Annotated in this window: 17 protein-coding genes and 1 pseudogene; 6 read left to right on the forward strand and 12 right to left on the reverse strand. The window is 64.2% G+C overall.

What is annotated here, in order from left to right; all coding sequences use genetic code 11:
* Nucleotides 1-76 precede the first annotated feature (76 nt).
* The 7 genes and pseudogenes from DGN21_RS10440 to DGN21_RS10470 all read right to left on the reverse strand — a co-directional run bounded on the left by DGN21_RS10440 (nucleotide 77) and on the right by DGN21_RS10470 (nucleotide 11,040).
* Nucleotides 77-3,241, reverse strand: a complete 3,165-nt coding sequence (locus tag DGN21_RS10440; protein WP_184577282.1) for an efflux RND transporter permease subunit — start codon at nucleotides 3,239-3,241, stop codon at nucleotides 77-79.
* 58 nt (nucleotides 3,242-3,299) lie between these two features.
* Nucleotides 3,300-6,521 (reverse strand): efflux RND transporter permease subunit, encoded by a 3,222-nt coding sequence (locus tag DGN21_RS10445; protein WP_160955139.1) that lies wholly within the window; start codon nucleotides 6,519-6,521, stop codon nucleotides 3,300-3,302.
* Nucleotides 6,522-6,543: 22 nt separating this feature from the next.
* On the reverse strand, nucleotides 6,544-6,888 hold the full coding sequence (locus DGN21_RS10450; RefSeq protein WP_184551171.1) for a hypothetical protein: 345 nt from the start codon (nucleotides 6,886-6,888) through the stop codon (nucleotides 6,544-6,546).
* A gap of 247 nt (nucleotides 6,889-7,135) precedes the next feature.
* Nucleotides 7,136-7,492: a 4'-phosphopantetheinyl transferase superfamily protein gene (locus DGN21_RS20190; protein ID WP_049818077.1), complete on the reverse strand. Its 357-nt coding sequence runs from the start codon at nucleotides 7,490-7,492 to the stop codon at nucleotides 7,136-7,138.
* 840 nt (nucleotides 7,493-8,332) lie between these two features.
* Nucleotides 8,333-8,479, reverse strand: a pseudogene (locus tag DGN21_RS10460) (SDR family oxidoreductase); the annotation flags it as partial.
* A 142-nt stretch (nucleotides 8,480-8,621) separates the two neighbouring features.
* Nucleotides 8,622-10,427, reverse strand: coding sequence for a transmembrane repetitive protein (locus tag DGN21_RS10465; RefSeq protein WP_160955142.1), 1,806 nt, complete (start codon nucleotides 10,425-10,427; stop codon nucleotides 8,622-8,624).
* A gap of 13 nt (nucleotides 10,428-10,440) precedes the next feature.
* On the reverse strand, nucleotides 10,441-11,040 hold the full coding sequence (locus DGN21_RS10470) for an NfuA family Fe-S biogenesis protein (protein WP_024938663.1): 600 nt from the start codon (nucleotides 11,038-11,040) through the stop codon (nucleotides 10,441-10,443).
* Between the two features lie 89 nt (nucleotides 11,041-11,129).
* Between DGN21_RS10470 and DGN21_RS10475 the strand changes: the two genes are divergently transcribed.
* The 3 genes from DGN21_RS10475 (at nucleotide 11,130) to zupT (ending at nucleotide 12,997) form a co-directional block, all read left to right on the forward strand.
* A complete protein-coding gene (locus tag DGN21_RS10475; RefSeq protein WP_039815276.1) occupies nucleotides 11,130-11,486 on the forward strand; it encodes a 4a-hydroxytetrahydrobiopterin dehydratase in 357 nt (118 codons plus the stop codon).
* Nucleotides 11,483-11,905, forward strand: coding sequence for an energy transducer TonB (locus DGN21_RS10480; protein ID WP_039527161.1), 423 nt, complete (start codon nucleotides 11,483-11,485; stop codon nucleotides 11,903-11,905). Before DGN21_RS10475 ends, DGN21_RS10480 begins: the two co-directional genes overlap by 4 nt.
* A 273-nt stretch (nucleotides 11,906-12,178) precedes the next feature.
* Nucleotides 12,179-12,997 carry a zinc transporter ZupT gene (gene zupT, locus DGN21_RS10485; protein WP_016904561.1) on the forward strand — a complete coding sequence of 273 codons (819 nt, stop codon included), beginning with the start codon at nucleotides 12,179-12,181 and terminating at the stop codon, nucleotides 12,995-12,997.
* A gap of 111 nt (nucleotides 12,998-13,108) precedes the next feature.
* Here the strand turns inward: zupT and DGN21_RS10490 are convergent, their stop codons facing one another.
* Entirely contained in the window at nucleotides 13,109-14,095 is a 987-nt protein-coding gene (locus DGN21_RS10490; protein ID WP_016904562.1) for an RluA family pseudouridine synthase, read from the reverse strand.
* 410 nt (nucleotides 14,096-14,505) lie between these two features.
* Here DGN21_RS10490 and DGN21_RS10495 point away from each other — a divergent pair, with 410 nt between their 5' ends.
* The gene (locus tag DGN21_RS10495) at nucleotides 14,506-18,258 is read left to right on the forward strand and encodes an Rne/Rng family ribonuclease (protein ID WP_160955150.1); all 3,753 of its coding nucleotides are present in this window, start codon (nucleotides 14,506-14,508) and stop codon (nucleotides 18,256-18,258) included.
* Between the two features lie 587 nt (nucleotides 18,259-18,845).
* Here DGN21_RS10495 and DGN21_RS10500 read toward each other — a convergent pair.
* The 3 genes from DGN21_RS10500 to DGN21_RS10510 form a co-directional block, all read right to left on the reverse strand.
* Nucleotides 18,846-19,493: a response regulator gene (locus tag DGN21_RS10500; RefSeq protein WP_024938667.1), complete on the reverse strand. Its 648-nt coding sequence runs from the start codon at nucleotides 19,491-19,493 to the stop codon at nucleotides 18,846-18,848.
* Nucleotides 19,494-19,702: 209 nt separating this feature from the next.
* Nucleotides 19,703-20,464 carry a sulfurtransferase gene (locus DGN21_RS10505; protein ID WP_126966127.1) on the reverse strand — a complete coding sequence of 254 codons (762 nt, stop codon included), beginning with the start codon at nucleotides 20,462-20,464 and terminating at the stop codon, nucleotides 19,703-19,705.
* Nucleotides 20,465-20,499: 35 nt separating this feature from the next.
* A complete protein-coding gene (locus tag DGN21_RS10510; protein ID WP_126966126.1) occupies nucleotides 20,500-20,865 on the reverse strand; it encodes a DUF6164 family protein in 366 nt (121 codons plus the stop codon).
* A 61-nt stretch (nucleotides 20,866-20,926) separates the two neighbouring features.
* On the opposite strand from DGN21_RS10510, the gene DGN21_RS10515 reads away from it, so the two are divergent.
* A complete protein-coding gene (locus DGN21_RS10515; RefSeq protein WP_160955143.1) occupies nucleotides 20,927-21,358 on the forward strand; it encodes an FKBP-type peptidyl-prolyl cis-trans isomerase in 432 nt (143 codons plus the stop codon).
* An 11-nt stretch (nucleotides 21,359-21,369) separates the two neighbouring features.
* Complete coding sequence (locus DGN21_RS10520; protein WP_126966125.1) at nucleotides 21,370-22,629, forward strand: TIGR03862 family flavoprotein; 1,260 nt, start codon at nucleotides 21,370-21,372, stop codon at nucleotides 22,627-22,629.
* Here the strand turns inward: DGN21_RS10520 and DGN21_RS10525 are convergent.
* Nucleotides 22,613-23,905, reverse strand: coding sequence for a nucleotide sugar dehydrogenase (locus tag DGN21_RS10525; RefSeq protein WP_126966124.1), 1,293 nt, complete (start codon nucleotides 23,903-23,905; stop codon nucleotides 22,613-22,615). The two genes, DGN21_RS10520 and DGN21_RS10525, sit on opposite strands and share 17 nt — an antisense overlap.
* Nucleotides 23,906-23,919: the final 14 nt, after the last annotated feature.

A 23,919-nucleotide genomic window follows, 5' to 3' on the forward strand; every position in this document is an offset into this window, starting at 1 on the left:
GTGATGCTCAATTCCGGACAGCATTGGAGATCATTCAGAGGACTTGATCGGCCCATTCCGTACCAGAAATGGTGTATCAGACACCCTCACCACTGGCCGCGACCCGGCTACGGCGTAACTTGCGCAGGCGTTCACGTACGCGTACGCGTTTGTGCAGCGCACGATCATGCAGCCACAGATAGATCGCAGGGGTACTAAGTAGTGTCAGCAATTGCGACACTATTAGCCCCCCGAGGATGGCGATACCCAAGGGGCGACGCATCTCTGAGCCAACACCAAACCCGATTACCAGGGGCAGCGCGGCTCCCATGGCCGCGAGCGTCGTCATCGTAATCGGACGAAAGCGCACCAGGGCGGCCTCCGTGATCGCAGCCACCGGATCGAGTCCGCGCTCGCGCTCGGCGACTAATGCGAAGTCGACCATCATGATGGCGTTCTTTTTGACAATGCCGATGAGCATGAGTACCGCAATCACGGACAGCAGGGTCAGTTGGGTCTGCGTCACGAGCATTGCCAGAAATGCTCCCATGCCTGCCGCAGGCAGTGTCGACAGAATTACGAGTGGATGGAAGAGACTGTTGTAGAGCACGCCCAACAGCACGTACATGAGAACGATCACCGCAATCAACATGGTCGCGGCACCCACGACCGCTTCCATCAACTTTTGATTGGTGCCCGCGTAGTCGTCCTGGACGCCGGGGGGAAGGGGCGTCTTGGCGATCAGCTCGTCGACAACACGAATTCCTTCGATCTGGCTGACTCCAGGGGCCACGTTGTAGCTGATGCTCGATGACTCCAACTGGTTGTAATGCATGATACTGGAGGGGGTAATCGCGGGCTTGATCGTCGCGACCGCCGATAACGGAACCATTTGCCCGGTACCTGTGCGCAGGTAGGTTTGCAGCAACTGCTCGGGTCCCGAGGCACGCGCCTGTTCGGAGGTCAGCACGACGCGGTATTGATTGATGTGCGAATAGATCACCGATACCGGCCGCTGACCGAATGCGTTGTAGAGCGCGTCATCGACATCGGCCATCGAAACGCCCATCCTGGCCGCAGCCTGCCTGTCGACAACCACCGACTGCTGTTTGCCGACGCCATCAAAACTTGTTTCCACGGCACGCAGCTGCGGCATGGCCCGTAAGCGCTCGGCCAGCTTCAACGTTGTTTCCTGCAAGCTTACGCCTGCCGAACTGGTGAGCTGAAGCTGATACTGCCCTCCCCCGGAACGGGTATCGCCACCTCCGCCGAAAAACTGCACAGCATTCATGACTACCGCCACCTCCGGCAGGCGTATATATGTCTCGTTGAGACGGGCGATCACCTCGGCGACGCCAGCGTGTCTTTCACTGATCGGATAAAGCTCGACGTAAAGACTTGCGGAGCGACCTCCGCCTGCATCCAGCCCGCTGCCGTTAAGCACTGCGGTCACCTCGCGAACGGCTGGATCAGCCCGCATGATGGCAGCCACGCCACGTACATCTGCTGAGAAACGATCGGAGGCCACATTAGCGTCGCCGCGGACCATGGCTTGGATCATGCCCAGATCCTCTTCCGGCATGACTCCGCCACCTGCGGTCATCGCGACGGCGGCGCCCAGTACGCCGGTCAAGACAATCAAGCATATCGGCTGCCAGCGCATCAGCCGCCGATGGCGCATTGCCCAGCCCAGCGTTCGTCGATAGACGTTCAGAACGACGTCGTCCATTCTTTGCAGCGCTGCAACCAGGCGTGCGGTTGTCTGGCCACTGGCGGACTCTGCTTTCAGATCCAAGTACTTTCCGCACAACGCGGGCGTCACTGTTAGCGAAACTACCGCGCTTACAATGATGGCCGCTAGCAGGGTGACCGAGAACTCCCGCACCAATGTGACAAAAATGTTGTTGCCAAACACCATCGGCGCAAACACCGCGACGAGCGACAACGTAATTGAAACGATGGTAAACCCGATCTCTCGGGTACCGCTGAGTGAAGCCGCTAGCGGCGAATGCCCGAGCTCCATGTGCCGAACAATGTTTTCAATTACAACGATTGCATCGTCGACCACAAAACCGATCGCAAGCACAAGAGCAATCAGCGACAATGTGTTGAGCGAAAAATCCATGCACCACATCGCGATGAAGGCACCTGCCAGCGACAACGGCACGCTTGCCATCGCGATCAAGGTCGGACCGACCCTACGCAGAAACAACAGCATTACTGTGGCCACCATCAGAATGCTGAGCAGCAGAGTGAACTCAACCTCGTGCAGGCCACTTTTGGTGGTCTGGGTGAGGTCGAAGATCGGATGAACGGCGACATCAGCGGGCATGATGGAGCGCAACCCTGGCAGTGCCGCTCGAATCGCTTCCACGGTCGCCACCGAGTTGGCGTCCGCGCGCTTGCTTATTTGCATCACCACCGTGCGTTGGCCGTTGTACCAAGCCCCCTGAAACGCGTCCTCCTGGCCATCGTAGACACGGGCCACATCGCCCAGCTTGATGGGCGCGCGACCACGCACTGCGATGACAAGTCCGGCAAAGTCCGCCGCGCGCATCAACGCGGAGGTGGTGACCAGCAGCAACTGTCGCGGGCCCTGTTCCACCGCGCCCAGCGCCGACGAGGAATTAGCCGCAGCCAGGGCATTCTTGACCTCATTGGCAGTGATGCCCTTGGCCGCTAACGCATGGTTGTCCAGCTCGACGCGCACCGCACGCGGCGATCCGCCCGACAACTGGACTGTTGCCACGCCGTCAACACGCGCGACGGCAGGTTTGGCTAGATTGTCGGCTACGTCATAAAGCTGGTCAGGGGCCAGCGTTGGCGAGGTCAGTGCCACGAGCAGCACAGGCAATTGCGCAGTGTCAAACTTGAAATACTGCGGTGGCGTCGGCATGCCCGCAGGCAGATCGACCAACGAAGTGTTGATCGCCGCCTGCACCTCGCGGGCTGCCGAGTCGGCATTGATACCGAACTCGAACAGAATCTGTATCTGGACAGAGTTCTCGCCTGCGATGCCAACCATTTGCTTGACCCCTGGGATCCGGCCCAGATGGCGCTCCAAGGGGGTCATCACGGTATTGGCCATGGTCTCTGCACTGGCGCCAGACATCTGCGCAGCTACTGCCACCGCGGGGAGATCCAGCGAAGGCAATGCGGCCACACCAAGCAGGAAGTACGACCACAGACCCACCAGCACGAGGCCGACCCCCGCCAAGGAGGCGCCAATCGGGCGGCGGATGATCGGTGCGAACAAATTCATATGCCGGCACCGCGTTCAACGCGTGCGAGGGCTTGCATGCTGCGATGCGCATCCCTCTTCATGCGTGCACCACCGGGGCTTGCGTGCGCTGCTGTCGGCGCCGCCGCAGCCACGCCTGATAGCGCTCCATGTACAAATAGATCACCGGCGTGGTGTACAGGGTTACCAACTGCGACACCAACAGTCCCCCGACGATCGACAGACCCAGGGGACGGCGCAACTCGAAACCGATACCGGTGCCCAGTGCCAGTGGCAACGCACCGAGCAGCGCTGCCAGGGTAGTCATCATGATCGGACGAAAACGCAACAGGCAGCTGCGGCGGATCGCTTCGTGCGGACTGGCGCCGGCACGCTGCGCCTCGATCGCAAAATCGACCATCATGATGCCGTTTTTTTTTACGATGCCGATCAACAACACGATGCCGACAATGCCGTCGACCGACAGGCTCAACCCGCAGACCATCAATGCCAACAATGCGCCGACCCCTGCTGGCGGCAGCGTCGAGATGATGGTGATTGGATGGATATAACTCTCATAGAGAATGCCGAGGACAATATAGATCACCACTAGCGATGCCAGCAGAAGCCAGATCACATCGGTCTGGCTCTGGGTAAACTCGGCCGCCTTGCCGACAAACTGGCCGTGTACCTGAGACGGCCAGGCCAACTGCTTGCGTACCTGTTTTACCGCACTGACCGCATCGGAGAGCGAATGGCCTGGAGCAACATTGAACAAGATCATCGCCGCCGGTAGCTGCTGCTGATGACTGACTACCAGAGGCGTGCTAGTAACTCTCGACTTGACCAGTGACGACAGCGGAATAGTGCCTCCAGCACCCACGGGGATACCGGTATCGCGGTTGCCGATACCGGTGGCCGTGGAGGAATTGCTGGAGGCAAGCTGGCCGAATGCGGTTGCATTGCTGCCGACCAAGGCGCCGGACCCGTTTGAAGCGACTGCAAGTTGCTGCAGCAACGCCTTCTGCGTGCGGAATTCAGGAGCCACCTCCAAGACCACGCGATACTGGTTGATCTCGGTGAAAATCGTCGAAATCTGCCGCTGTCCAAATGCGTTGTAGAGCGTATCGTTGATACTCTGCATCGGCACGCCGAGCAGGCTGGCATTTTCTCGGTCCACGCTCAGCTCTAGCGCGCCTCCCTGATTGGACAAATTATTGTCCACATCGGCGAGCTCAGGACGCGCGCGTAGCGCCTGGGTCATCCGCTCGGCCTCAACGGCCACTTCTTCCGCGTCCATGCCAGACAACGCGTATTGATACTCGGTTGGGGCCACTCGGGTATCAAGGGTGACATCCTGTACCGGCTTGAGATACAGAGCCACGCCCGCAACATCAGTGGTAGAGCGTTGAAGACGCGGCAGGATCTCGTCAAGGCTCTGGCGCTCGCCGCGCTCTTTGAGCACGATTGAGATCCGGCCCTGGTTGAGCGTCGGATTCATGCTTCCGGCTCCAACGAAGGCGGCAACTGCAGCGACGGCCGGGTCGCTTCGCAGTGCCTGGGCTACCGCCAGCGTTCGCTCGCGCATCTGTGCAAAGGCAATGCTCTGATCGGCTTGGACAACGCCCACGATCAGGCCCGTGTCCTGTTCGGGGAGCAGGCCTTTCGGTATCGCCACGTACAGCAACACCGTCAGTACAACCGCCATCCCTGCCGCACCCAGGGTCCACTGTGGATGCGCCAACACCCAATCGAGACTGCGCTCATAGGCTGCGACCATGCGGCTCCATACGCTGGAGCGATTGTCACGGCCGTCGCGCCCACGAGAAGCCTCGCTCTCCGGCAGCCCATCGGGCTTGAGCAGGTAAGCGCACATCATTGGCGTCAGCGTCAGGGACACCACCATCGATAGCACCACCGCAATGCTCAGCACCCAGGCGAACTCGTGGAACAGGCGTCCGGTCACCCCCGGCATCATCAACAAGGGCAAGAACACCGCGACCAGCGACACAGTGAGAGAAAGTACCGTAAAGCCTATCTGACGCGCGCCAATTTCAGCCGCTTCCTGCCCGCTCTTGCCCTGCTCTATGTAGCGCACGATGTTTTCGATCATCACGATTGCATCGTCGACAACAAAGCCGGTTGCCACCACCAATGCCATTAGCGACAAGTTATCCAACGACATGTCGGCAAACGCCATTACCGCAAAGGTGCCAGCCAGCGACAGCGGTACTGCAACTGATGGGATCAACGTTGCCCATAGACGGCGCAAAAAGGCAAAGATCACGGCCACTACCAGCCCAATGGTCAGCAGCAACGTAAACTGTACTTCGTGGACTGATGCGCGAATGGTCTCGGTTCGATCGGAGAATATCTCCAGTTGCACGTCGGCAGGCAGCAGGCTGCGCAATTCGGGGAGCAGATCCCGAATGCGCTCGACGGTCTGCACGATATTGGCGCCAGGCCGCCGGCGCACCTCCAACAACACGGCCTCCCTGCCGTCTGCCCATGCTGCGAGCTGGTCGTTCTCGATGCCGTCGATGACATTGGCAACGTCGGCAAGCCTGACCGGCGCGCCATTTTTGTAGGAGACGATGATCTCGCGGTAATCGGCGGCATCGACCAATTGGTCGTTTGTACTGATGCTGTAGGACTGGGTGGCCCCATTGAGTGAGCCCTTCGGCGCATTGACGTTGGCGCGAGTCAGGGCCGCACGCAGGTCTTCTAGCGTCAGCCCCATATTGGATAACTGAGCGGGATTGACCTGCACTCGCACCGCCGGCCGCACATTGCCGGCAATCAAAACCAAGCCAACGCCCTTTACCTGCGACAGCCGTTGGGCCAGGATTGAATCAGCGAAGTGACTGATCTCGCGTAGCGGTCGGGTGTCAGAACCCAGTTTCAGTGTGATGATCGCTACGTCAGCCGGATTGACCCGGTTATAGACCGGTTGGTAGGGCAATGAGGACGGCAGCGTGGCTTGGCGGATCGCTGCCTGCACGTCCTGTGCGGCGACATCAATGTCGCGATCCATGGAGAATCGCAGCGTCACCGTGGATAGACCGGCCGATGAATCGGAGGTCATTAGTTCCAATCCGGAGATCTGCCCAAACTGGCGTTCCAACGGAGTGGTTACCAGCGCGGCCATCGTCGTTGCATTGGCGCCGGGGTATTGGGTCGTCACAACCAGACTGGGGACATCAATTTCAGGTAGCGCTGCCACTGGCAACTGGCGATAGCCGAGAAAGCCCAGCATCAGTACGCCCGCCATCAACAGCACCGTGGCGACCGGACGGCGGATAAAGATCGACGAGAAGCTCATGGAAAACTCGTCCGAGGAAGCGTCAATGGCGATTCCGCCGGACTGGGGCACTGCCACCCCCCCTTTTTGCGGCGGAGGCCGTTGTGGCGACCTTGCGATCGGCGTTGAGCCGGAAGTGACCATCGACAGCGACGCGCTCACCCGCCTTCGGGCACGCGGCGGTCTGAATCTTGGCACTGTCGATCTCGACACCGGCGCGCACCGGCTGGCTGCTCGCCTCGATCGGGATGACTGGAACTGGAGCCCTGCTCTCGCCGGCGGCGTCCGTTGCGTTCTCAGTGCTGCCCTCCCCCGCCACGGCTAGTTTTACCGCAGCCACCACCACCACCGCCCCCGACAACAACGCCACCTTGGCCAGCCTGCGCATGTACAACTCCCTACCTTGAGCGAAGATTAGGCAAATCTCACCAGTCAGAGCAATGCACTAAAATCAAACTCGCCCACCGGCTGCAGGACCAGGGACGCAGGACAGTTATTCGACAGCGGGCAGTTGCCTTCGGAATGAGGCCTCGGCCCATGGTGCGATACAGTTATCTACCACACTGTTCATCGTAACCGACCCAGAAGACAGGGTGAAGCCGCCCCCCCCCCCAGTCTTCGCGCCTCATGCGCTGTTAGAGCGCAACTGGAGTCCGACGCGCCAGCGCCGCAGCGGACACGTACGCTTCCTGTAGCAGGAAGCGCACTGGTACGACCGTCCCCCGCATCCAGTCCGGGCTCCAATGCTCGCTCAGCTGCAAACTCAGCTCCTTGTCGTTGGCATCGACCAAGCGCGCAGCGGAAAATTCCATGAAGCGTCTTGTCGATGGGTAAAGCGCCTTGAATAGCGCCTCCTTGGCCGAAAACAGCAGTGTCAGTGCTCGCTCCGGCGGCAGCGCGACCAGAAGTTCCAGCTCTGCCTGGCTTGCAATGAGGCGACAGATTTGCCCGGCCTGATCTGCATTGATCCAATGCTCCACGTCCAGGCCCAAGGCCGTCCCTGGAGCGCGAGCGACAACTGCAGCTGCTGCGATGCCATCTGCGTGACTGATTGAGCCGGTCCATCCGGGCGGCCAGATGGGGAGACGATCGCTTCCCCGCGGGAGCCAACAGCCAGCTTCAGCACCTGCGGCCGCTAGCGCGCGCTCGGCGCAATAACGTCCAGCCAGGTATTCAGTAATCCGCTTGGGACTAACCTGTCGCATGTCGGCCGGAAGACGATCGGCAAACGCTGCAAATGGCATTTCGCCCTCGAAGCCGACAGCATGCCAAAACATCGTGAAGCCTGCGCCTGACCTCAGCAGCGGGCTCAACTCACTTGCTGGGCGGTCGCGGTAGTATGAATGTATTTCCGTCCCCGCGATCGGCTCCGCTCCGACATCAAACGGCGCTGTCATTTTTTGTGAATGCTCTGATGAGATTCTGCTGCCGATTCAAAATTGACTGCTTTCCGGTCGCCATACTACCGATAAATCCTTGGAGCCTTCTAGTCCGCTTGCGTTCCTGATTGCCCGAAGAGATTAAGGCATGAGGCGAGCCATCTCGGCTGACCCAATCAGCGCAACCAGCAGGACGAAGAATCCTCGACACTTGGATGATGCCTACGGCGGCGAGCGCAACCTTGCAAGGTCAGTCATCGATCCAATGCAAGCCCTTCTGTTGTTGCCTTGAATACCATGCAGGACCAGCCGTCATGGCAGATGGCAATCGACGGTGTAGAACGGCCTCACCCAGGTTGCGGCGCCTGATTGGAGCACGTACGCCCAGGAGTGGAGATCGGACATCGGGGAATATTCAATCGACACTGCTTCCGAGCGTTTGCCTCGCCCGGCTCAACTGGCGATGGCAAACACCGAGCCTGAGTCTATGCACACGCCGGCCCCATCGATGAAGCTGGCCCGCTCCGAATACAGGAATACGACCAGCGAGGCCATTTCCTATGACCGACCGAGCCGCCTGAGCACGATCCCGGAGCGCTCATAGAACCATTCGATGTGGGAATCGAACTCGAGGAAGAGCCATGCCTCGTACTGACCAGGGCATAGCTCGACGCGTATGCCAGTCGCGGAGAATGGGCAATAAGGATATTGAAGCGATAGAACTCTGGTGAGCTCATCTCTCTTAAAGAGTACGCTTGCGCATCCCGACATCCTCCTGCAGCTCCGGCTTGAACGGCACATCCGGCGGCGGTCTGGCTGTTGCCGGTTGATCGTTGAGGTTCGGGTCGCTCAGGCCGCAGCCGCCGCCGAACTGCAGCAACGACACCACGCAACTGATCTTGGTGGTCGTTCCCGGGATCGGGATTTCGATCTTCTTCAGGCCGCGCCGCACCCATTCCTGCAGCAGCGACTGGTTCGGCATCCAGTACTTGTCCAGCGAGGTCGGTGTGTAGCCGTACGGCGGACGTTTGAGCCAGGTGCCGCCCTGGGCGATCTGGTCGCGGGTCCAGGTATCGGTTTCGCTGCCTGGCGGTCCGCGATCACCGGCGCCGTTGCCGGCATCGCCGGCTCCGGCGGCGACGTGAACGCTGCCGTCTGCATTGAACATGCCGTTGCGTGCTCCATTGGCGCCTGTGGTTTCGCCGGCGCGACGACGGTCGGATTTGCTCCAGTCGTCCGCGTTGGCCGCGACATCCCAGCCGCCGCTGCGGTCTGCTGGCGCCGGACCGGCATTGCTGGTCGCCGGCTTGGCTGCCGATGCGGCTGCCGCCGTGGTGCTGCTGGGTTGCGCCGATCGCGCCGAATTCGCCTGTGCCTGATTGGGCTGCGTGGGGGCCGCCGATGGCTGGGTTGCTGCAGCTACCGACGTCGACGATGTCGGCGCTGGAGTCGTCGGCGTCTGCTGGGCTGGCGCTGCCGGTGCCGGTTGGGGCGTCGGGTCCGGCACGCTTGGCAACTCGGCCGTTCGAATGGCCACCTCAGGCATGCGCACCGTCGGTGTGATCTCGCGGCTGCGCACCGACGGCGCAACGACCTGGGGCCGGTCCGGCACGACGATTTCCCGCTCGCGCACCGTCGGTGCGGTGGCAGTGCGCATCGCGACGGTCGAAGCGGGACGCTGCAATTCGCGTAGCTGCGGTTGCTCGGTCACGGTCTGGACATCGCGCTGACGCACCTCGATCTGCGGTGCGGCCGGCGCGACCGGACGCGGCGCCACCGTGATCGTCGGCGGTGGCGGCACGACAAAGTCGTTCGTGGCCACCAGTGTTTCGGTGACCTGTAGCGGCGATTCGATCGTCACCGGCGGCACCTGCACGGTCACGCGTGGTACCTCCGGCGCCACCGGTTCGCTGGCAGCGGCAGCCACCGGTTCCGGCGCGGTGTCCTGGGCCTGGGCTGTGCTTGAAGGAGGGTCGACGGACTCGACAGGCGCAGGCACCGACGGCGCTGCGCTTGGCTTGTCGGTCGCAGCGGATGCACTGGACTGCGGCGCCGAAGCCGCATCGCCCGAGGCGGCCTGCGCAGCGTCAGCGGGCTGCCCTTGCCCACCGCCCTGCTCTGCCGCACCGTCGCCGATGAAGGTCATGCGCACCCGTGATTCGTCGCCGGTCTGGGTGTCATCCGGCGCCCAGCGCACCGTGACGACCCAAATGAGCAGTGCGATGAAGCCAAGATGGATCAACAGGCTGCCGAGCAGCGCCAGCCAGTGCTGTGGTCGCTGGTCTTTTGGTCGCGGCTCCCAGTGCTGCCACCACAGGCTGCGAAATGCCTGAAACGGCGACAACAACGCCACGCCAGCGCCTGCAGGCGGTGCTGGCCGTGCCAGCAGCACGCCCAACACCTGGTCATCGTCGAACGCAGCCGCCGGCCCGAGGCGGCTGCTCATCCAGGTTGCCCAGCCGTAAGGCAAACCGGTGCGCCGATCCAGGATGAGCTTGCCCGGCATGCGCGCGCGCAGTGCCTGCAGCAGATCGGCGGCCGTGGTCACCGGTGGCGCGGAATCAGGCCGCGCTGTCGCGCGGGATATACGGTGCGTCGCCGGTGGCGTGGTCGGTCGCGTCGCGCACCGCAATCACGCCGGGCACGCGCCCCATCAGGGTCTTCTCGATGCCCTGCTTCAAGGTCACATCGGCCATGCCGCAGCCGTGGCAACCGCCGCCGAAGCGCAGCAGCACGACACCCTCTGCCGAGACCTCCTGCACCGCCACGCGGCCGCCATGCGATGCCAGCTGTGGGTTGATCTCGTTCTCCACCACCCAGCGCACGCGCTCCACCATCGATGCGGACTCGGCCGGCGCTTCGCCCTTGATCTTGGGTGCCTTGATGGTGAGCTGCTGGTTGCCGGTGGACTGGGTGACGTAGTCGATCTCGGCGCCATCCACCCAGGGCACGCTGGCGGCGACGATATATAAGGTGAAGCCGTCGCAGTCGATCGCCCATTCGTCGCCGCTCAGGTCCGCCGGTTCGGCGAACTCCAGCCGGGCGTCGGCGCGCGGGGTGCCCGCATCCACCGCGCTCAGGCGCACGCCCATGCCGGGCACGCCCTCGCGTTCGATGAGCTTGCGGAAATAGGTTTGGGCTTTGTCGGATATCTGGATCATGCGGGTTATTCTACCGCTCAATGCGCCTGCGCTCATGGAACACCGTGATCCTGAGTGAACGCGCTGTCCGCCACCCCTGCGAGACTGTCATGACCGATCTGATTCCCCTGGAACAGGCCCATTGCCTGCCGCGCAAGGGCAGCGACCACAAGCTTGGCGAAGCGCGTCTGGCTGAACTGCTGCCGCAGGTGCCGGGCTGGGAGCTGGCCGAAGTGGGCACGGCAATTACCCGCACCTTCCGCTTTGCCGACTATTACCGCACGCTGGCCTTCGTCAATGCGCTGGCCTGGATCGCCCACCGCGAAGACCACCACCCCGACCTGGGCGTGCATTACGACCGCGTGGTGGTGCGCTATTCCACCCACGACGTTGGCGGATTGAGCGAAAACGACTTCATCTGTGCGGCCAAGACCGCCCAGCTTTACGATCAAGGAGCCACCCCATGACCCTGTCTCGCGCTGCCCTCGCCGGCCTGTTCCTTGCCGTCGGCATCAGCGGGTGTGGCAAGTCGTCGCAGCAGCCCACCGCCCCGGCGGTGGCACCGACCGAACTGGCCGCCTTGAAGACCCCGCCGCCGGAATACTCCCCGCAGCTGGCCTGTGCCGGCATCGGTGGCACCTCGGTGCTTCGGGTCGTGGTCGGTGTCGAGGGCACCCCGACCGACGTCTCGGTATCGCAAAGCAGCGGTCAGCCGGTGCTGGACGAAGCCGCGCAAAAACGCGTGCGCGAATGGAAATTCCGGGCCGCCACGCGCAATGGCCAGGCAGTGCCGCAGACGATCCAGGTGCCGGTCGCGTTCAAGCCGCCGGTGCCGCGCCCGGACGAATGCTTCGCCATCGAAGAGCGTGCGCGTCGAGGCGGCTAAGCCGCCTTCGATGCCTTGCGCGTACGGCCGCGGCAACGCGCCGGCGCGCAGCGCGCAAGACTGAGCACGGCGAACGGCCTGCATCAGCTCCAGCTACCCACGGTGCGCGCCTGATGCCAGCGTGCACGCGTCGGGGTTATCGCGCCAGACACCACGCGTTCGTCATCCAGGCATGGCCATCCTGCAGCCGCAGTGTGGTCATGCGCAAAGTGCGCAGCAGCAGTCGCCACGCTCCCCGCCGAGTACGTTCTATTCCACGAGGTCGTGCGTCACATGCTCGAAGTGTCATCCCACAATGTCTGGACCGCATTTGCGGTCACGCTGGCCGCTGGCCTGGCGACCGGACTCGGCAGCCTGATGGTCGTGTTCTCCAAGAAGCCCAACCCGCGCCTGCTGGCATTCGGGCTGGCATTCGCCGGCGGTGCGATGGTGTATGTGTCGCTGTCGGAGATTCTCAACAAGTCGATCGCCTCGTTCTCCAACGCCTACAACGACAAGCTCGGCTTCACCTTCGGCACGCTGGCGTTTCTGGCCGGCATGCTGCTGATCATGGTGATCGACCGCCTGGTGCCCAACCCGCACCAGAGCCTGTCCAGCGACGATCCGCTGTTCCGCGACGACAACCGTGCCTATATCCGCCGGGTCGGCTTGATGACCGCCATCGCCATCACCGCGCACAATTTCCCCGAAGGCCTGGCGACCTTCTTCGCCACACTGGAAAGCCCCGCGGTCGGCATGCCGCTCGCGTTCGCCATCGCCATCCACAACATTCCCGAGGGCATCGCCATTGCGGTACCGGTGTACTTCGCCACCCGCAACAAGTTCTACGCCTTCGGCGCCAGCCTGCTCAGCGGACTGGCCGAGCCGATCGGCGCCGGCATCGGCTATCTGGCCTTGTCCAGCGTGCTGTCAGAAGCGGTGTTCGGCACGGTCTTCGGCCTGATTTCCGGGGTGATGGTGTTCCTGGCGCTGGACGAATTGTTGCCGGCGGCCAAGCGCTACGCGCAGGGCCACGAGACGGTCTACGGCCTGGTGGCCGGCATGGGCACACTGGCGATCAGCCTGGTGTTGTTCCGCTTCGCCACGCCTTAACACCCGGCCGAACCGCAGCCGCAGTGCCGGCACGACCATCGGCTCGACCGCCAGGACACATCGGCGACGCGCTGGCGGCCACGACCGGGACGGATGCGTCGCCGCGGCGCCTCAGCGCCCCAGCCGGTCCAATGCCTCGGCCAGTTCCGGCGCCAGCGGCGCGCTCAACACATAGGGCGTCTTGCCGGCATCCAGCGCAAATTCCAGCGAAGCAGCGTGCAGGAACAGGCGCTTCAGGCCGAGCTGGTCGCGCAGGCGCTTGTTGACCTCCGCTTCGCCGTACTTGTCGTCGCCGGCCACCGGGTGCCCCAGGTGCTGGGCGTGCACGCGGATCTGGTGGGTGCGGCCGGTTTCGATACGGACTTCGCAATAGGAGTGCCCGCCACGTCGCTCCAGCAGCTTGAAATGGCTCAGCGAGGGCTTGCCGATCGCATTGACCTGCACATGCCGCTCGCCGCCCTGGCGCAGCCCGATGTGCAGCGGCGCATCGACCGTCATCACCCCGTCCGGCATGCGGCCGACCAGCAAGGTCAGATAGCGCTTGGTGATGCCGCGCCCTTCGACACGGTCGTCCTCGCGCATCAAGGCCTGCAGCTCGGTCAGCGCCGAACGCTTCTTCGCCACGATCAGCAGGCCGGAGGTATCGCGGTCGAGCCGGTGCACCAGCTCCAGGGTCTGGTTCGGCCGCAGGGCGCGCAGGGTTTCGATGGCGCCGAAGCTGATCCCGCTGCCGCCATGGCTGGCGACCCCGGACGGCTTGTTGAGCGCCAGCAGGCGCGCGTCCTCGAACACGATCGCCGCTTCCAGCCGCGCCAGGAACGATGCCGGTGGCGCCGCTTTGTCGCCCTCCTCGGCCACGCGCACCGGCGGGATTCGCACTTCTTCACCACCCTCGAGCTTGCGCTCGGCCTTGGCCCGCCCGCCGTTCACGCGCACCTGTCCGCTGCGCACCAGCTTGTAGATCAGGCTGCGTGGCGCGCCCTTGAGCTGGCCGAGCAGGAAATTGTCCAGCCGCTGCCCAGCACGGTCTTCCGGAACTTTGAGAATGCGCACGCCCACACGGTCGGTGGGCGGCTTGGGGGTCTGGGGGTCGGTCATCCGGCTCTTTATTCTGTTACACTCGGCGAGCGAGATAAGGGTTTGATTTCGTTGGAAGTTGATTGGCCAGAAGCCTGCCTTCCGATGATTCCGGCACAGTGCGCGACCACCGCCCCCGGGGCGGCCATGTTAGCGGCTCACCGGCCTACCCGGCCATCGCCGGCGGTTTTTGACCGTCGCGCTGAACATGTCCCGTGCGCTGCCCCGGTTCGTCCGGACGCGGCTGCCGGCCCTGAAACACCTATAAAACTTAAGACAAGCGCTCCCGCGGCCTGCCGTGGTGTTGCAGCGCTGGAAACCCTGGTCAGGCCTGTCCGCGCGTTGCGCGAAGGGCCGACAAGCTGTTCCAGAGGCGAAACGTCACGGCGTTCCGCGCGGTAGAGCGCGAGAGGAACGCAACAATGAAGCGAATGCTGATCAACGCAACGCAGGCCGAAGAGCTGCGCGTGGCGATTGTGGACGGCCAGACCCTGTACGACATCGACATCGAACAGCCGTCCAAGGAACAAAAGAAGTCCAACATCTACAAGGGCCGTATCACCCGGCTCGAGCCCTCGCTGGAGGCGGCGTTCGTGGACTATGGCGCCGAGCGCCATGGCTTCCTGCCGCTGAAGGAAATCTCCCGCGACTATTTCCAGGCTGGTGTCGACCACAACAAGTCGACCATCCGCGAGTTGCTGCGTGAGGGCCAGGAAATCGTGGTGCAGGTCGACAAGGAAGAGCGTGGCAACAAGGGCGCCGCCCTGACCACGTTCATCTCGCTGGCCGGCCGCTACATGGTGCTGATGCCCAATTCGCCCAGCGCCGGTGGCGTCTCGCGCCGGATCGAGGGCGAAGACCGTGCCGCGCTGAAGGAAGCGCTGGACAAGCTCGACATCCCCGACGACATGGGTGTGATCATCCGCACCGCGGGTGTCGGCCGTGACGCCGAAGAGCTGCAGTGGGATCTGGACTACCTGCTGCAGACCTGGAAGGCGATCGCCGAGGCGGCGCTGAGCAAGCCGGCCGCGTTCCTGATCTACCAGGAATCGCGCCTGATCATCCGCGCCCTGCGCGACTACCTGCGCGCCGACATCGGCGAAATCCTGGTCGATACGCCGGAGCTGTATGCCGATGCCCAGGAGTTCATGCAGCAGGTGATGCCGCAGAGCCTGCGCAAGCTCAAGCACTACACCGACGACATTCCGCTGTTCAACCGCTTCCAGATCGAATCGCAGATCGAAGGCGCCTACGAGCGCAACGTGCGCCTGCCGTCGGGCGGCTCGATCGTGGTCGACCAGACCGAGGCACTGACCGCCGTCGACGTGAACTCCTCGCGCGCCACCAAGGGCAGCGACATCGAAGAAACCGCCTTCCAGACCAATCTGGAAGCGGCCGAGGAAGTGGCCCGCCAGTTGCGCCTGCGCGACCTGGGCGGCCTGGTGGTGATCGACTTCATCGACATGTCCTCGACCAAGCACCAGCGCGAAGTGGAAAACAAGCTGCAGAACGCGCTCAAGTACGACCGCGCACGCGTGCAGTTGGGCCGCATCTCGCGCTTCGGCCTGATGGAAATGAGCCGCCAGCGCCTGCGTCCGAGCCTGGGCGAATCCAGCCAGATCGTGTGTCCGCGCTGCGACGGCCATGGCCGCATGCGCAGCGTCGAGTCGCTGTCGCTGTCGATCATCCGCGTGGCCGAAGAGCACGCTATGAAGGAAAACACCGGACAGGTGCTGGTCCAGGCCCCGGTGGAGATCGCCAACTACCTGCTCAACGAAAAGCGCAGCGCGCTGCGCGAGATCGAGCAGCGCCACGAGTCGCCGATCATCATCGTCGCCGACGAACAGCTGCACACCCCGCACTACGAAGTCACGCGGTTGCGTGAGAACGAGCTGGGCGAAGACAGCGGCAAGCCGAGCTACCAGCGCGGCACCCCGCGCAAGCTGCCGGTGCATGCGCTGACCAAGGCACAGTTGAATATCCCGGCTGCGCCGGCAGTGACCTCGATCAAGCCGAGCCAGCCGGCTCCGCTACGTGAAGAGGCCCCTGCCCCGGTTGCCGCTGCACCTGCACCGGCTCCGGTCGCACCACTGCCGCTTCCCGCGCCGGTCACCGGTGTGGTCGGCTGGCTGAAGCGCATCTTCGGCGGCGTCGAGCCGGTCGCGCCTGCGCCCGAGTCGACCCAGCGTCCGCGTCAGAACGATGCCGGCCGCAGCAGCCGCAACGAGCGTGGCGATCGTGGCGGCCAGCGTCGCGACGGCCGCGATGCCCGCAATGGCGGCAACGGTGGCAATCAGCACCGCGGCAATGGCGGCAACGGCAATGGCGCCAACAAGGAGCGTCGTGACGAGCGTCGCCAGCCGGCCAACGGCCAGGCTGCGCAAAACGGCGGTCAGGCGCAGCAGGTGCAGGTGCCCAAGCCGCCGCGCAACGAGGCACAGCAACAGCCCAAGCAGCCGCAGCAGGCCCAGCAGCAGAAGCAGAAGCCGCAGAACCAGGCACCGCGCCCGCCGCGTGCAGCTGCGCAGCAGCAGGACGGCGCGCCGTCCGAGCGGCAGCAGCGCCCTGCGCGTCAGGAAGAAGGCACTGCCTCGGCGCAGACGCTGACCTCCACCGCTGCAACCGCAACGACTGCCACCGTGGTCGCGGCAATTGCCGACACCGCAGCACCGGCAACGCCGGCAGCGGCAGCTTCGGCCACCCCGGCGCACCCGGTCGAGGTCATCGTGACCGAGTCGCAGGCCGATCGCGGTACCGATGCAAATGCGGAGGGTCAGCCGCCGGAGGCAGCAGGCGATGATGCGGCAAATGGCGAGGGCGGCAGCCGTCGTCGTCGCGGTCGTCGCGGTGGCCGTCGTCGTCGTCGTGGCGCTGGCGCAAACGGTGAAGGCGGTACCGGCGTCGATGGTCTGGAGACGGACGATCTGGACGGCGATGCCGAAGGCGATCTCGATGGCGACAACGAGAGCGACGAAGCCGGTGCGCAGGTCCACACCTCGGCTGCCCCGCGCGCCGGTCAGCCGGAGTTCGACTTCGACGATGACGCGAGCACGCCCGCGGTATCGGTACGCGCCAAGCCGGAATCCAGCGTTCCGGCCGCAGTGAAGCCGCGTCCGGTTCCGAAGGAACGTGCGGAAGCACCGCTGGCGGCCGACACGACGTCGACCACGGCGCCGGTTTCCAATGCCACGCCGTCGTTCGAGCAGCAGGCTGCAACGCCGTCAATCACCGCAGCCGAGCAGGCACGTGGCGATGCATCGGCGGCCTCCGCGGCACCGGCTGCAACCGCCTCGGCCAGCAACACGGCGTCGGCTGCATCGGCACCGGCTGCGCAGGCTTCTGCCGTTGCATCGACGAGCCCGCAAGCGCCTCAGGCTTCGGTTGTTGCGCAGGAATCGGCGACCTCGCCGGCTCAGGCTCCGGTTGTCGCTTCGGCTCCGTCCGCTGCCTCGACGCAGGTTGACACCTCGGCTCCGGTCGCGACGCCAGCTGCGGCTCCTGCAGCTCAGCCGGTCGAGCGTGCGGCTCCTTCGGTCGTGCGTTCGCCCGAGCCGGCTGTGCAGTCAACGTCGGTGCCGTCGGCATCGTCGGCATCGTCGGCATCCGCCGACGCTGCAGCGCCTGCGGTTGCTCGGCAGGAACAGGCAGCACCGGCTGCAACTGCGGCAGCAACGCAAGCGGAGCCGGCGAAAACCGACGCAGCACCGGCAGCCGTCAGTGTGCCCAAGCCGGTCGCTGCTGCGCCTTCCAGCGCGCAGGCAGACGTCGTGACATCCAGGCCGCCGCATGCCGAGCCGTCAACGGCGGCAAGCCCGGCTGCCGATGTTGCTGCGACGTCCACCGCCACGGTGCCGCAGACCTCGCCGGCTGCCGATGCTGCGCCGGCACGCAAGCCGTACGCTCCGGTGCAGACCACGCTGCTTGACGCATTGGCTCCGGCCGACGCAACAGCAGCAGCGACCGCGACATCGACGCAGGCCGAAACGCCGGTGCCGTACAAGGCGCCTGAGCGGCCTGCAGCGGTCACGCCCGTGCTGTCTGCAGACGCCAACGAGCACACTGCCGACAAGCCGACGCCGACGGTCGTCGTGTCAGAGGCAGCAAAGCCGGCAGATGCAGCGCGCAATGGCGATGACGCGCAGGAGCAGCAGGACGACACCAACAAGCCGCGTGGCGATCACTGATCGTTTCCCAGCCGGTTGAAACCGCCTGCGTGAATCCAGGCGGGCAGTGTCAAACAAGGCGGCCTTCGGGCCGCCTTGTTTTTGCGTGCGGCAGTGTCATGCCGATAGTGGGTGACCAGGCCTTGCAGGAATCGCAACGAAACAGTTGCTGCGCTCGCAGTCGCGCTTGACCCGGGCACTGTTTCCCGCCGCATCAACGAGCGCCGGGGCGATTGCCGCCAAAATCAGGACTCAGGCAGAAGCCAGCGCCATCATGGCCCTGCGCCGTAACTGCATCCACGCCAGCAGACCGAAATGTCCGCTGCTGCGCATCGGCAACCGCTCGTCATCGAATGCAGCGGCGTTCAAACCGATTCAATCGCCCTGCTCCAATGGCGCGGCGCACTGCGCTGTAGCGACACGTCGTCATCGGCAGCCGTCGCAAGCGAAGCGCCTCTCGGGCAGTGAATGCCGACGTGAGCACGCGCGTTCGCTTGCACGCCGGAGTGCCGCTCCTGCGCAAAACAGCGTATGCCTGTTTTCATCGACGCGTTGTGCAGCAGCATCTGACGGCTATGTCTGCGAGCGCGAAAATCCGAAGGCGCGGTTTACAAGGTCCGCGCCGGATCGGTCAGGCCGTACTGATTGGCCAGACGCGCCAGGGCGATGTTGTCCTGGATGCCGACCTTCTCGAACAGGCGCGCCTTGTGCGTGTTGATGGTCTTGGCGCTGAGGTTCAAGCGCTTGGCGATGTCTTCCTGGCGCAGACCCTGGGTCAGCAACAGGGCGACCTCCAGTTCGCGCGGCGACAGTGCATCGAAGGGCGAGCCGCCCCCCTCCAGGTTGGACAGGGCCAGATTCTGCGCAATGGTATTGCCGAGATAGCGCCGGCCCAGGGCGACTTCGCGCACCGCGCGCAGCAGTTCCTGCGCATCGCCGCCCTTGCCGACATACCCCGATGCGCCGGCTTCGAGCAGACGCTTGGGCAATGGGCCATCTTCCAGCACCGAGACAATGATGACGCGGGTGCCGTAATCGCCCTTGACGATGCGCTCGGTGATTTCCAGGCCGCTGACACCGGGCAGGTGCAGATCGCACAGCACGATCTCGGGCTTGAGCTGACGAATTTGCGGCAAGGCCGCTTCCCCGCTCTCCGCTTCTCCCACCACATCGATGTCCACTTCCTTGGACAGGATCATCTTCATGCCGGTACGCACGAGTGCATGATCGTCGATCAGAAAAACTCTGATGGTCATCCTTGTTGTCCTCGCTGTGCGGCTGGCTGGTGCAGCCTATCTCCGTGAATAATTCAGGGCAAGCTCGATGCGACGTATTACGTTCGAGTCAGAACGCGAAGTACTCTGCCGCCGCGTGTCATGGTAGGCATTGCATGCACTATCGCGGCGTGATCGGATGATGCGAGCGGGCCCAATACGCGAACATCGGGCATTTCACTCGCGCTCGGTCAGATTTTTCCTGCTTCGGTGCTGCGCTCGGCATCCACCAATGGGCGCAATTGCGCATCGAGTGCAACGCGTTCGTCGAACACGAAGCAGCGGCCGTCATAGCCTTCGCCACCGACTTCTTCGAAATAGCCGAGGATGCCGCCTTCGAGCTGCAGTACGTTGTCCATGCCGTCGGCCTGCATCCACAACGCCGCCTTCTCGCAACGAATGCCGCCGGTGCAGAAGCTGACCACGGTGGCGTCGGCCAATGCAGCGCGATGCGCTTCCAGCGCCGCCGGCAGGTCGGTGAACTTGTCGATCGGCAACGTCAGCGCGCCCTGGAACGTGCCGTACGCCACTTCCTGGGCATTGCGCGTATCCAGCAGCACCAGCGGGCGGCCGCGATCGTCGCGCCCTGCCCGCATCCACTCGCGCAGCGTGGCGGGCGTCACCGCCGGCGCACGGCCCTGCAGCGGCGAGGCATCGTCGCGGCGAAAGCTGATGATCTCCAGCTTGACCTTCACCTTGAGCCGCGCGAACGGCTGCAACGCGCTCAGGCTGTACTTGATGCGCATCTGCGCAAAGCGCGCATCGGCCTGCAGCCACGCATAGAACGTGTCGATCTGCTCGGCTTCGCCGGCCAGAAACAGGTTGATCCCTTCTTCGGCCACCAGCACCGATCCCTTCAAGGCCTGCTGCCCGGCGTGTGCCAGGACGCTGTCGGCGAGCGACTGCGGGTCCTGGATGGTGACGAATTGGTAGGCAGCGGTATTGGTGATCATGCGGCCATTTTAAGCCGATGCGGCCGCAGGTGCGATCAGCCGCGCAACAGCAGGAACGGCAGCAGGACCAGCGAGGCGACAACCAGCATGCCGATCAACGTGGCGATCACGAACAACGGCCGCTTGCGCAGCAGCGCGCCGAAGGTTTCGGCCGTGCCGGCAGCGAGCGCATCCTGGCGCTGCGCACGCGCCACGGCGCCGCGCTGGGCCTGATACGCATCCATCAGCGCCTTGGCGCGCGGGTGATCGGCATCGTCACTGAGCCAGATGCCGCCGGCGGAGATGCCCCAGTTGCTGGGCCGGGTTTCGTAGATCTGCAACAGATGCTCGCGCATCAGTGCCCGTACCTCGTCGGCTTCGTCATCGGGAACATTGCGCAGATTGAGCAGCAGCTTGGCCATGGGCGCGATGATACCGGGAGCCAGGTGCGATAATGATGCACTCCCTTTGCTGGACCATCCCATGCGCCTTCTGTCGACGCTTTGTGCTGCCCTGCTGCTCGCGGGCTGTGCGCCTGCCCTGCCGCCGTCCGGCGGCACCATCGCCACGTTCGAGCGGATCGACCGCAACATAGGCACCGGTGCCGAAGCCACACCGGGCGCGCTGGTCACCGTGCACTACACCGGCTGGCTGTACGACGAAAAAGCCGCCGACAAGCATGGCAAGAAGTTCGACAGCTCGCTCGACCGCGCCGAGCCGTTCCAGTTCGTGCTGGGAGGCCATCAGGTGATTCGCGGCTGGGACGAGGGCGTGGCCGGCATGCGTGTGGGCGGCAAGCGCAGCTTGATGATTCCGCCCGCGTACGGCTATGGCGACAACGGCGCTGGCGGCGTGATCCCGCCCGGCGCATCGCTGGTGTTCGATGTGGAATTGCTCGGCGTGCAGCCGCGCTGAAGGGCTGAGCAATGACGGATGCGAGCAAGCGGCGGCTGGCCATCATCGGTGGTGGACCGGCCGGCCTGATGGCGGCAGAGGTGGCATGTGCGGCAGGCCTTGCGGTCGACCTGTACGAAGCCAAGGGTTCGGTCGGGCGCAAGTTCCTGATCGCCGGCAAGGGCGGCTTGAACCTCACCCACTCCGATCCGATGCCGTTGTTTGCGCAGCGCTATCGCGAGCGCAGCGAGGCCGTTGCATCGTGGTTGCAGCAGTTCGATGCGGACGCGCTGCGCGCCTGGGCGCGCGACCTGGGCGTGGAGACCTATGTCGGCACCTCGGGGCGCGTGTTCCCGATGGATCGCAAGGCCGCGCCGCTGCTGCGTGGCTGGGTACGTCGACTCAAGGAACAAGGCGTTGTGTTTCATGTGCAGCACCGTTGGCTTGGCTGGAGCGATGACGGTGGCTTGCGTTTCCACTCGCCCACCGGTGATGTCGAACGCACCGCAGATGCGGTGGTGCTGGCGCTTGGTGGCGGCAGCTGGCCGCAGCTCGGCTCCGATGGTCTCTGGCAAGGCGTGCTGCAGGATCGCGGCATTGCGGTGGCGCCGCTGGTGCCGGCCAACTGCGGCTTCGACATCGCCTGGAGCGCGCACTTTGTGCAGCGGCATGCCGGTGCGCCGCTCAAGCCCGTGGTCGCACACTGGCAGGATCGCAGCGGCACACCGCAGCAACTGCAGGGCGAGTGCGTTGCGACCTCCACCGGCATCGAGGGCAGCCTAATCTATGCGCTGGCTGCGGATCTGCGCGCGCAGATCGATGCCGATGGCGTCGCCGAGCTGGGCCTGGACCTGCTCCCGGGACGCTCGCTGGAACGCATCAGCGCCGAACTGGAAAAACCGCGCAAGGGACGCAGTTTCAGCGAGCATCTGCGCCGGCAGGTCGGCATCGACGGCGTCAAGGCCGCCTTGCTCTACGAACACCTGGGCAAACAGGCGGGCGACGATCTTGCGCTGGTGGCGCGTACGCTCAAACGCCTGCCGTTACGCCTGTTGCGAGCGCGTCCGCTTGCCGAGGCGATCAGCTCGGCCGGTGGCGTGCAGCTGGAGGCGCTGGATACGCAGCTGATGGCGCGCGCGCAGCCTGGCGTGTTCTGCGCCGGCGAGATGCTCGACTGGGAAGCACCGACCGGCGGCTATCTGCTGACTGCCTGCTTCGCCAGCGGATTACGTGCCGCGCATGGCGCGGTGCAATGGCTGCAGCAGACCGACCGCGCTACAGACGATCGCTGACCGCCTCGCGCGGCCACACTGATTTGACGTCGTAAATCACCGCACCCGGTTTGCCCAGTGCGGCAATACGCTGGGTGTCGTAGTCGCGGTATTGCGCATGCGCGACTGCCAGCACGACGGCGTCGTACGCACCCTCGTCCGCAAGCTCGCACAACTGCACGCCGGCGTGTTGCAGCGCTTCTGCGGGGTCGGCCCACGGGTCGCAGGTGTCGACCTGCACGCCCGCGGCTTGCAGCAGCTGCACCAGCTCCAGCGCGCGGCTGTTGCGCAGGTCCGGGCAGTTCTCCTTGAAGGTGGCGCCCAGCACCAGCACCCTCGCCTGCGCAAGCACCACGCCACGCGTGGCCAGCATGCCGCAGACGCGCTCGGCCACGTGCCGGCCGACGCGGTTGTTGACCTGGCGCGCGGTGTGGATCAGGTCCGGGTGATAGCCCACGCTTTCGGATTTGTGCATCAGGTAATACGGATCCACCCCGATGCAGTGACCACCCACCAGGCCGGGACGGAACGGCAGGAAATTCCACTTGGTTCCGGCGGCTTCCAGCACCTCCAACGTATCGATGCCCAGCTTGTCGAAGATCAAGGCCAGCTCGTTGACCAATGCGATATTGACGTCGCGCTGGATGTTTTCGACCACCTTGGCGGCCTCGGCCACGCGTATCGACGGCGCCCGCCAGGTGCCGGCAGTGATGATGCTGGCGTACAGCGCGTCGACCGCATCGGCGGCTTCTGCGGTGGAGCCGGAGGTGATCTTGCGGATATCGCGCAGACGCCGCTGGCGATCTCCCGGGTTGACGCGCTCGGGGCTGTAGCCACAGAAGAAGTCGTCATTGAAACGCAGCCCCGATGCGGCTTCGAGCAAGGGCACGCAGACTTCTTCGGTAGTGCCCGGGTAGACGGTGGATTCGTAGATCACCAGATCGCCGGGTTTGAGCGCAGCGGCGATCAAGCTGGTGGCACTGCGCAGCGGTTCCAGGTCGGGCTGCTCGAAGCTGTCGATCGGCGTCGGCACTGTGACGATGAAGATGCTGCACGTAGCCAGGTCCGCAGCATTCGCGGTGTAGCGCAACCGGGTGGCGGCAGCCAGCTCGGTGTCGTCCAGCTCCAGTGTGGCATCGTGGCCGTCGCGCAGCTGCGCGACCCGCTGCGCATCGATGTCGAAGCCCAACGTATCGCGTTGCTCGCCGAACGCGACGGCCAACGGCAGGCCGACATAGCCCAATCCAATCACCGCGATGCGGGCCTGCTGCGGAGCGAGTAGCGTGGTGCTGGACATGCGGTTCCTTCGAT

This window comes from Xanthomonas sp. MLO165, assembly GCF_018831305.1.
GTDB classification, from domain to species: Bacteria; Pseudomonadota; Gammaproteobacteria; order Xanthomonadales; family Xanthomonadaceae; genus Xanthomonas; species Xanthomonas arboricola.